This window comes from Streptomyces cahuitamycinicus (genome assembly GCF_002891435.1).
GTDB classification, from domain to species: Bacteria; Actinomycetota; Actinomycetes; order Streptomycetales; family Streptomycetaceae; genus Streptomyces; species Streptomyces cahuitamycinicus.
In genome coordinates this window covers 1-8,573 of the sequence record NZ_POUC01000352.1, presented here as the reverse complement: position 1 = coordinate 8,573, position 8,573 = coordinate 1, and the positions used below count along the sequence as shown (strand labels likewise).

At 66.9% G+C, this 8,573-nt stretch carries 10 protein-coding genes; all 10 read left to right on the top strand.

Annotated features, from left to right (window positions below; genetic code table 11):
* Window positions 1–258, top strand: a 258-nt coding sequence (locus tag C1J00_RS32675; RefSeq protein WP_342751770.1) for an ATP-binding protein, incomplete at its 5' end; no start/stop codon positions are given.
* Window positions 259–287: 29 nt separating this feature from the next.
* Window positions 288–1,256 carry a response regulator transcription factor gene (locus C1J00_RS32670; protein WP_102912592.1) on the top strand — a complete coding sequence of 323 codons (969 nt, stop codon included), beginning with the start codon at window positions 288–290 and terminating at the stop codon, window positions 1,254–1,256.
* Between the two features lie 145 nt (window positions 1,257–1,401).
* Window positions 1,402–1,635: a hypothetical protein gene (locus C1J00_RS32665; protein WP_102912591.1), complete on the top strand. Its 234-nt coding sequence runs from the start codon at window positions 1,402–1,404 to the stop codon at window positions 1,633–1,635.
* The gene (locus tag C1J00_RS32660) at window positions 1,632–2,258 is read left to right on the top strand and encodes a pilus assembly protein TadG-related protein (protein ID WP_102912590.1); all 627 of its coding nucleotides are present in this window, start codon (window positions 1,632–1,634) and stop codon (window positions 2,256–2,258) included. The genes C1J00_RS32665 and C1J00_RS32660 overlap by 4 nt, the downstream gene beginning before the upstream one ends.
* Window positions 2,259–2,274: 16 nt before the next feature.
* Window positions 2,275–2,853, top strand: a complete 579-nt coding sequence (locus C1J00_RS32655) for a hypothetical protein (protein ID WP_102912589.1) — start codon at window positions 2,275–2,277, stop codon at window positions 2,851–2,853.
* A gap of 32 nt (window positions 2,854–2,885) precedes the next feature.
* Window positions 2,886–3,515: an OmpA family protein gene (locus tag C1J00_RS32650; RefSeq protein ID WP_102912594.1), complete on the top strand. Its 630-nt coding sequence runs from the start codon at window positions 2,886–2,888 to the stop codon at window positions 3,513–3,515.
* 109 nt (window positions 3,516–3,624) lie between these two features.
* Window positions 3,625–3,906: a hypothetical protein gene (locus C1J00_RS32645; RefSeq protein WP_102912588.1), complete on the top strand. Its 282-nt coding sequence runs from the start codon at window positions 3,625–3,627 to the stop codon at window positions 3,904–3,906.
* Window positions 3,903–4,295 (top strand): PIN domain-containing protein, encoded by a 393-nt coding sequence (locus tag C1J00_RS32640; protein WP_102912587.1) that lies wholly within the window; start codon window positions 3,903–3,905, stop codon window positions 4,293–4,295. The genes C1J00_RS32645 and C1J00_RS32640 overlap by 4 nt, the downstream gene beginning before the upstream one ends.
* Before the next feature lie 276 nt (window positions 4,296–4,571).
* Window positions 4,572–7,070 (top strand): hypothetical protein, encoded by a 2,499-nt coding sequence (locus C1J00_RS45595; RefSeq protein WP_180989774.1) that lies wholly within the window; start codon window positions 4,572–4,574, stop codon window positions 7,068–7,070.
* Between the two features lie 48 nt (window positions 7,071–7,118).
* Window positions 7,119–8,438, top strand: a complete 1,320-nt coding sequence (locus C1J00_RS32630) for a hypothetical protein (RefSeq protein WP_102912586.1) — start codon at window positions 7,119–7,121, stop codon at window positions 8,436–8,438.
* Window positions 8,439–8,573: the final 135 nt, after the last annotated feature.

The following is an 8,573-nucleotide window of genomic DNA, read 5'->3' as shown; positions in this document are numbered from 1 at the left end:
CACCCCACCCGCGTCGACGTCAGCGCGGGGGTCCACGGCGACCTGCTCCGCATCAGCGTCTACGACGACGGCCGCGGCCTCCCTCCCGGCACCACCCTCGAACAGTTGCGCCGTGCGGGCCACTTCGGGCTGGTCGGCATGGTCGAACGCGCGGCCTCCGTGGGCGCCCGCATCCGCATAGGGCGCGGCGGCCACCCCCAGGGCACGGAGGTTCGCCTGGAGCTCCCCCTGGCCGCCCTGACCAACCCCACCGCATGACCCCACGACCCGAGAGGAGGAGGCCCCCGATGCCGGACCAGACACCCCACTCCACCGGCGCCCCGCAGCCGCCACCGCACGACCCGTTCGCAGACCTTCCGTTCCCGCGGCCGGCCCAGCCGGCACGCCGCCTGCGGGTCGTGGTGGCGGACGACAACCCCGTGGTCCGCGCCGGCCTCACCGCCCTGCTCTCCGGCCGGCCGGACATCGAGGTCGTGGCCGAGGCAGCCGACGGCCGCCAGGCCTACGAGGCCGTACACCAGCACCGCCCCGACGTCGTCCTGCTCGACGTCCGCATGCCGGGCGTGGACGGCATCTCGGCGCTCCCGTACCTGGTGCGGATCGCTCCCGTGGTGATGCTGACCTACAGCAGGGAGTCGGAGATCGTCCAGGAAGCCCTGCGCCGGGGAGCGGGCGGCTACCTGGTCCACGGCGAGTTCACGGCCGACCAGCTGGTCGACGCGATACGGGACATCAAGGAGGGCCGGGCCCACTTCACCCCCACGGCGGCGGGCGCCCTGCTGGCCCAACTCCGCCAGGACCGGTCACCGGCCGCGCCCCTACCGGAGGGTCTGGGCCAGACATCGAGTGCGACTGCATACGGAATTTCCACCTCCGCACAGTCGTATACGCAACCTCAACAGAGCGCTCCACGTGCGGCTTTCAATCCCCCGAACGCTTCACCCTCACCCACTTCTCCAGAAAACCTTTCGCAAGTGCAACCGCATGTGGGACAGTCTTCGTCTGAGTGGACGAGTGGCCGTCCGGCCGCTCCCGACAGGTCGCGGTTCCAACTGAGCACGAGGGAGGCGGAGATCATGGACCTCATCGCATCCGGCATGAACAACCAGCAGATCGCCGCCACGTGCTTCATCAGCGAGAAGACCGTCAAGAACCACATCAACCGCATCTTCGCCAAGCTCCACAGCACCAGCCGCTCCGAGGCCGCCGCGAAATGGATCGGCACGGCACCGGACACACACCGGGGACTGGGGTGACGTTCGGTGAAGCGATGGGGGGAGAGCAGGCCGGTCCTGAGCGATTGGGCCCGGAATTGGGCCCTGGGGCCCTCCGGCGGACAGGGCGTTCGGCCGTACGTTCCTCGTGTCGAGAGCGACACAGCCGCAACCGGAGGGGAACACCATGAGCGACCTGATGCTGAAGACCGCCGTCGCGACCAAGGTCCGCGTGAACGGCTGGAAGAACACGACGGCCGATGCGATGCGCCGCCGCGCGGGCGACAAGGGGCAGACGGCGGTCGAGTACCTGGGCATCATCGCGGTGGTGGTGGCGATTGTGCTGGCGATCACGGGTACGGACATCGGTCAGACGATCCTCGACAAGATCAAGGCACAGGTCGCCAAGGTTGCTCCTTGACCCGATTCCGCCGGTACGGCGATGCAGGGCAGGCCTTCCCCATCTACATCACTGTGGTGGGGGGTCTGCTCTTTCTCACGTTCGCGTACTTCGCGGTGGGCCAGGCGGCGGCAAATCGGAACGGTGCCCAGACGGCTGCCGATGCGGCCGCTCTTGCCGCAGCGCAGGACAGGCGGGACCAGCTCGCGGACGCCTGGGTCAAGGACCTGCTCGATCCGACCAAGTGGCAGCAAATCCTCGACGGCAATGCAGAAGGACTCGGCCCTTCATGCTGGCGGGCCCATCAGCTGGCCGCTCAGAACGATGCCCAGGTAGCCGGTCGCGGGTGCATTCCGGACGGCCCCTTGGGCTTCACAGTCGAGGTGGAGACGAACAAGTCCGTAGGGGAGTCCATAGTTCCCGGCACGGAACAACAGAAGGCAAATGCGACCGCCACAGCGGTGATTGAGCCTCTGTGCACCTTTGAGCTACCGGGCGACGGCGGCGATGAGAATGTACTGCCAGCGCTCACCTGCGAGGACGAGGTGAACTGGAAGCTGGACCCGGACGATCTCGACGTGCTGCCGAAGCCCGAGGATCTCTTCGACGTGCACCTGGCCGAACCACAAGCGAACGACGAGTGATGAAGGAAGCGGAAAGATGAGCATTCGGTTCACTGCGAAGGCCCGCAGGGGGATGGTCGTACTGACCGTTGCGACTGGTTTGGCCCTCGGTGTGGCCGGCTGCGGCGGTGGAAATGACGACAAGAAGCCCGAGAAGTCGGCTTCCGCCTCTAAGGACGATGGATCCAAGCCGAGTGCTCAGGAAGGGACATCCCAGGACCCGTTGGCCGAGATGAAGGGGCCGCAAGGCCTATTCCTTCAAGTCACGTCCGCCACCCGCGACTCCGGCGGATTCGTCACCGTGAACGGCAACCTGAAGAACGACGGCTCGGAGACCGCGGTCGTTCCCTCCAATCTGAGTGGCAACGAGACCGAGATCATCAAGAACGGCAGCTCGTTGGGCGGTGCCACGCTGGTGGACTCCAAGGGCAAGAAGCGGTACTACGTACTTCGTGACACGGACGGTCGTCCACTCACCACCACTGGTCTGCCGACCCTCAAGGCCGGTGAGTCTGTACCTGTGTTCATGCAGTTTCCGTCTCCGCCCACCAGTACGACCGAAGTCGGGCTTCAGCTTCCGGGCTTCCCCACCGCTACCATCACGATTTCCGGGTGAGGCCCCCCATGACCGTCACCCGCACTCCACCCATGACGGGAACCCCTCGTCTCGCTCTGACCCTCACGGCAGCCACCGTCATGGTCGCCGCGAATCTGTTCGGTGCGGTTTCGGCCCATGCTGCCGACGGCCCCGGTGTGCCCCCGGGCACGGAGGCGACCGCCACCGCGCCCGTAGAAGTCGATCCGAACGACCCGGACCTCAAGATCCCTGACGGCGGCACCCTCGCCGAACCCAAGGTCCTCGACATCAAGCAGGTCGTCGAAGACCAGAGCGGCGACGAACGACGCGAAGACACCAACGCCGACGTCAAGTTCGCCCTCCAGGCCGAGGTCCTCTTCGGCAAGGACAGCGCGAAACTGGGCACCGAGGCGAAGGCCCGGATCTCGGCGATCGCCGAGGAGATCAAGACGCAGAACGCGACGAAGATCCGCGTCTTCGGCTTCACGGACAACCTCGGCTCCTCCGCCCACGGAGACGTCCTGTCCAGGAAGCGGGCCGACGCCGTACAGAACGTCCTCGACCAGGAACTGACCGACTCCAACGTCACCTACGAGGTCCGCGGCTACGGCGAGCAGTACCCGATCGCCGACAACTCCTCGGAAACCGGCCGCAAGAAGAACCGCCGGGTCGAGGTCTCCTTCCCGCGCTCGGAGAGCTGAGCACCGTTCGGACGCCGGAGGCCCCGTCCCGTACCGCGAGCAGGCAGGGGCTTCTGGCGCGTGTGGCACAGGTAAAAGGCTTGGCGTATACGTCACGTATACTCGCGGTATGTCCGACGTCATGATTCGTGTGCCCGCTGAAGTCCGTGACCAGCTCGCCGCCGTGGCGGACGCGCGAGGGACCAGCCTGCGCGCCCTCATGCAGGAGATAGCTGCTCAGACGCTGACTCCCGAGCAGATCAAGGAACGGGCCGAGCACACCCGGACCCTGCTTGCCGAGCGGTTCGGGCACGATGTGACGGACGAGGAGTCTGCGGAGATGCGGCGCAAGATGCGTGAAGCCACTGCCGCTCATCGGGCCGCGCTCGCCGAGGCGGAGCCGTCGCGTTGAACCTCACCGAACACTATGTTCTCGACACTGCCACGCTCCTGGCCATGGGAGGCGACAAGCAGGTCTCCGGTCTCATCCATGCGGCGGCGGCCAGCGATGACGTGCGTTTGTGGGTGCCAGTGCTGTGCCTCCTCGAGGCTGAGCGCGAGCGTGGAGGGATCGTGGCTCACGCCGGTGTGCTGCTGGACGTACTTCGTATTGTCGATGACGACTATGCGATGGCCGTGACCGTTGCCGAGCTGTGCCGCGACGGTCTCGGCTTCGGCGTAGCGGCAGCCGTACACACTGCGCGGCCGAACCCGATGCTCCCCGACGGAGGGCTCGTGAGCACTGTCGCGCCGGAACTCTATGCCGGGCTCGGAGTCGGGGTCATGGACCTGAACCGCTGACGATCCCGACTCGGGGCGCCGCGCGGGCAACGCCTACAGCAGGTGGTCCGTCCTGCCGGCGGCAACGGCGGCGGTTCAGGCGGGCCCACGGTTGGGCCCAGGGGCCCATGTGTCAGCCATCGATTCTCCTTAGCCTCGGCCGGGTGTCCGCCTTGAATCGCCGCCCGCGAACTGAGGTCACGTATGTCCGGTTCCGGTAGCCCGATACCCCCGAGCGGGACTTGGGGTGCGCAGAACATCCCGTCCTGGGATCGGCGTTCGTCGTTGCCACGGGAATTGAGCTGGGCACAGGTACTGCTGTGGGCGCAGTTCGCCCTGACCGTGTTGTACGTGGTCACCGTGCTGTCGGTGGTGTCGTACTACTCCGGGGAGATCTTCGGGATCCTGGTGTACGACTCGCTGCCCAGCGTGGGCGGGGTCTACCTGGCCCGGCGCCTGTGGCGGGGCGGGGTGTGGACGAGCCGTGCACTGATCGCCGTACAGGCGTGGATCGTGTGGCTGTCGTTCGGCACTCTGATGCACGGTGATTTGCGGGGTCTCACCCAGGCGGCGATGCCGGTGGCGGTCATCGTGCTGTTGCGCCGGGCCCGGTCGCGTGAGTGGTTCGAGACCGCTCTCCACGACAGGGAGGATCGCCGGGCGTTCAGCCTGGCGAGGATGATCCGCTGGCGGCGGGACGACGGCCAGACCGCGGTGGAGTACGCGGGGCTCGTCGCGGTCGTCGCCGCGATCATCGTCGCGCTGTCGGTGGGCGGCCTCGGCGGGCGCATCGCCGACGGCATCCAGTCGGCGGTCTGCTCGGTGACGGGCACGGCCTGCCCCGCTCCACAGGGCAACGGCGCGAACGCGGACGGCGGCGCGAACGCGGACGGCGGAGCGGACCCGGACGGCGGCGCGAACGCGGACGGTGGTGCAGGGACAGACGGGCGCTCGGGCGCGGACGGCGAGGCGGGTACCGAAGGCGACTCGGCCACACAGGGTGGTGCAGGTGGCCAGGGGGGCACGGGTGTTGACGGTGGTACGGGCGGCAACGGCAACGGCAGCGGCGGTGATCCGGCGTGGTCGACTCGGATCATCACCTATGAGGGTGCGGGGACGAACGACACGGTTCCCCTCGCTCCAGGGCCGTTCGACGAGAGGTCGCTCTGGGACGACGTACATGATCAGGAACGCCACGACAGGACGTTCATGGACCATGTCCGTGGCTTCTTCGTGGCCCCGACCAAGAGCTTCCTGGCCAGCACCATGGACGTCGTCAGCGACCCGGTGGGCTCGATCAAGGACACCTGGAACGGCCTGAAGGGCTACACCACGAACTGGTGGGGCGACAAGGCCGACGAACTGGGCGAGGAGTGGGACAAGGGGAACTACGTCTCCTCCGTATGGGGCTGGGTCAACTCGCCCGAGGACTTCGTGTCCGACCTGGCGATCGACACGTTCGTGGACAAGGAGAACTGGGAGAAGGGCAACTACGGCGCCTCCATCGGCAACACCGTTATCGGCGTCATCGGCATCTTCAGCCCGAAGACCATCACGAAGTTCACCAAGTTCGAGAAGCTGGCCGAGGTCGGTGAATCCCTCGACAAGGCGGCGGACGCGGCGGAGAAGGCCCGCAAGGCTGCCAAGGCGGGCGATGCCGAGGGTGCTCGGAAGGCGGCGAAGGACTCCGACGAAGCGGCGGACGCGGCCGAGAAGCAGGCCCGCGAGTCGGGCTGCACCATCGCGGCGCCGGCCCGCCGGATTCCGTACGGCGGCAACCCACCCGGGACCACCACTGGCCTCCTCACCGGATCCTCCGGCACAGGCACCACGACCCTCGCCGCCGGCCCGTCCGGCTCCCCGTACGTCATCCTCGCCGAGGACGGCTGCGACGAGGAGGCCAAGCAGCAGGCCCAGGACGCTCGCGAACAGGCCGACGAGGCGGACAGGGCCGCAGACGAGGCCGAGTTGGCGGATCGCAATGAAGCCGCCAGGAAGGCACTCGACGACGAGGGCGTCCAGCACGCACCGCGGAAGATCGACGAGTTCGTTCAGCGGGCAAAGGACGACCCGGACCCGGACAAGAAGGAGATCGGCAAGGAGGATGCGGCCCGAGCGCTCGACGACATCTCCAGACTGGCCAGGACGAAGAGCATCTCCAAGGAGGCACGTTCGTCGCTGACCAGCAAGGTCACGAACGCCAAGAACACCGACGAGCTCAGCCAGGCACGTGCGGAGCTGAACGCCGTCCAGCGGGCCGCCGACAGCGAGGCAACACCCGGCACGACCGTGCACACCGCTGTCGGCAAGGACTTCGGCAAGGAGAACGTCGATCTCGGCAACGGCGAAACGGTGAACATCTCCGAGATCAACGACGCCGACGTGCTCTATCGGGGCAAGGACGGCAAGGTCCACGCCGTGGAGGTCAAGAACACGGGTAATGCCACCATCAAGGCCGACTTCGAACGGCAGGTCGAGGATCTGGCTGATTGGGAGGGGAAGGGCAGCCCAGGCAGGGCTACACGAGTCGAGATCGAGACCACAGAGAAATGGACCAATATCTTCAGCGGCTACAAGAGCGGAAAGCGGGACGGCGTCAAGTACAAGCCTGAAGGGACACCGGCCGGAACAATGGCGAAAAACGGGGTGCCTGTACGGATCGCGGGTACGGACATCTCCCCAAGTCAGCTCAAGCGGATGGAGGCAGAGATCCAGGCGCGGAAGCAGGCTGGGACCATGGAATGGTCGAGGATGAAGAATCCGAAAGAAGCGATGGATTACCTGGGCGTCTCATGACGCCAGCGCCTCGGGAAAGCTGCCGGGGGCACGGACGGAGAGCGACTTGTGGACACCTACCTGCTGCCCGCTGCCATGCGTGAGTTGCCACCGCCTTGGCACGATCTGACCTACCGCAGGTCTCAGGCTCTGGAGGCACTTGCCCCCACGGAGGAGAGACGTGAGCAGGCTCGGCAGGTACTGCGAGCGTGCCTGCCGGACCGACGGCAGAGTGTGCACGACTGGGACGAGGAACTACGGGACTTCTATGACGACCGTGATGACCACACCTTGGACGAGGCAGATGCCTGGTTGACCCGCACCATGCCGACCACGTCCCAGGTCACCCGGGAGCGGGTGGTGCAGGTGGTCGGAGCCTGGGCTGACCTGGGGATTCCCACGGTGCCTGAGCCACCGACTGAACAGTGGGTCGACAAGGTGGCGGCGGAGTGGGCCGCCTCGGTGCGGCAGTCGCTGGCGTACGACGCCTTCGCTTTCATCGAGCGTGCAACCACCGCCGGATTGCCGAACGATGCGGAAGCTGAAGACGCCGCGTTGCTCGCAGCCGCGTTCGTGCGGGTCGGCGTGGCGGTGGAGGCGGCGGTGCGCGTGCTTGTCTCGCTCGGTCGTCCACGCGGCGAGCAGGCCCTGATGGAGCTCGTACACGACGACGAGGTCCGGGACTTCCGCCCCTACGTGCGTTCCCGGCTTCTCGGGCTGCGTCGTTGGGTGTACGACGTTCGTGCTCAGGAAGTCACCCGCGACGAGGAACCGCTGCTGCCCGAAGGGCTGCAGGGCCTCCCGCATTCCTGGCAGAACGACTTCGGCTGGGGCGCGACCGCGCCGGACTCACACAGCCTCGCCCAGGCGCGTTCAGTACTGGAGGCGTGTCTGACTGTCGAGCGGGTGCCGGATGACGCGCAGATGTGCGGTGGTGCTCCGGCGGACTGCAGTGCCGTCGCTGAGGTGGTGCGTGCCTTGATGCCGTACCCACGGCTGATCACTCGCGAGCGAATGAACGACGCATGGCGTGAGTGCCAGGCGTTGGGATTCGAATTTCGGGGCATCGACGCCGACTGCTTCGCCAAGGTCTGGTGCAAAAGGATCGCTGACCGGGTCACCGCAGCCGTCTTTCGCTGGCTCGCTGACCTTCCGCGAGGCGGAGGGGCGGCAGGGGGCAAGGAACCGGCTGTTCTGTCGGCGACGACACTCTGGGCTGCGGATCTCGCCGAGCGGTGCGTCCGGTGCGGCAGCGCGGTACAGGAAGCCATCTGGTTCCTCCATCGCACGGATGACGCGCCGGTCAGCCGGGAGGCCCTGGCACGACTGGCCTTCGACCCGAGCCTGCCGGCCACGACGAGGAAAGCCGCCCAGGAGTGGTCGCCATGACGCCCGTTGTTCGACGGACGACGAACCACCCGTGCACACGATCGACGCGGTCGACTCCGCGGTCTCCCAACTGCCCGCACGTGCGGGTGAGTGACCTGCCGTAAAGCCCCCTGAAACGAGGCCTTAACCTCCCCC

Excerpts from the sequence above, each read along its gene's own strand:
- C1J00_RS32670 (WP_102912592.1), top strand. The coding sequence starts at position 288 with ATGCCGGACCAGACACCCCACTCCACCGGCGCCCCGCAGCCGCCACCG.
- C1J00_RS32665 (WP_102912591.1), top strand. The coding sequence starts at position 1,402 with ATGAGCGACCTGATGCTGAAGACCGCCGTCGCGACCAAGGTCCGCGTG.
- C1J00_RS32655 (WP_102912589.1), top strand. The coding sequence starts at position 2,275 with ATGAGCATTCGGTTCACTGCGAAGGCCCGCAGGGGGATGGTCGTACTG.
- C1J00_RS32650 (WP_102912594.1), top strand. The coding sequence starts at position 2,886 with ATGACGGGAACCCCTCGTCTCGCTCTGACCCTCACGGCAGCCACCGTC.
- C1J00_RS32645 (WP_102912588.1), top strand. The coding sequence starts at position 3,625 with ATGTCCGACGTCATGATTCGTGTGCCCGCTGAAGTCCGTGACCAGCTC.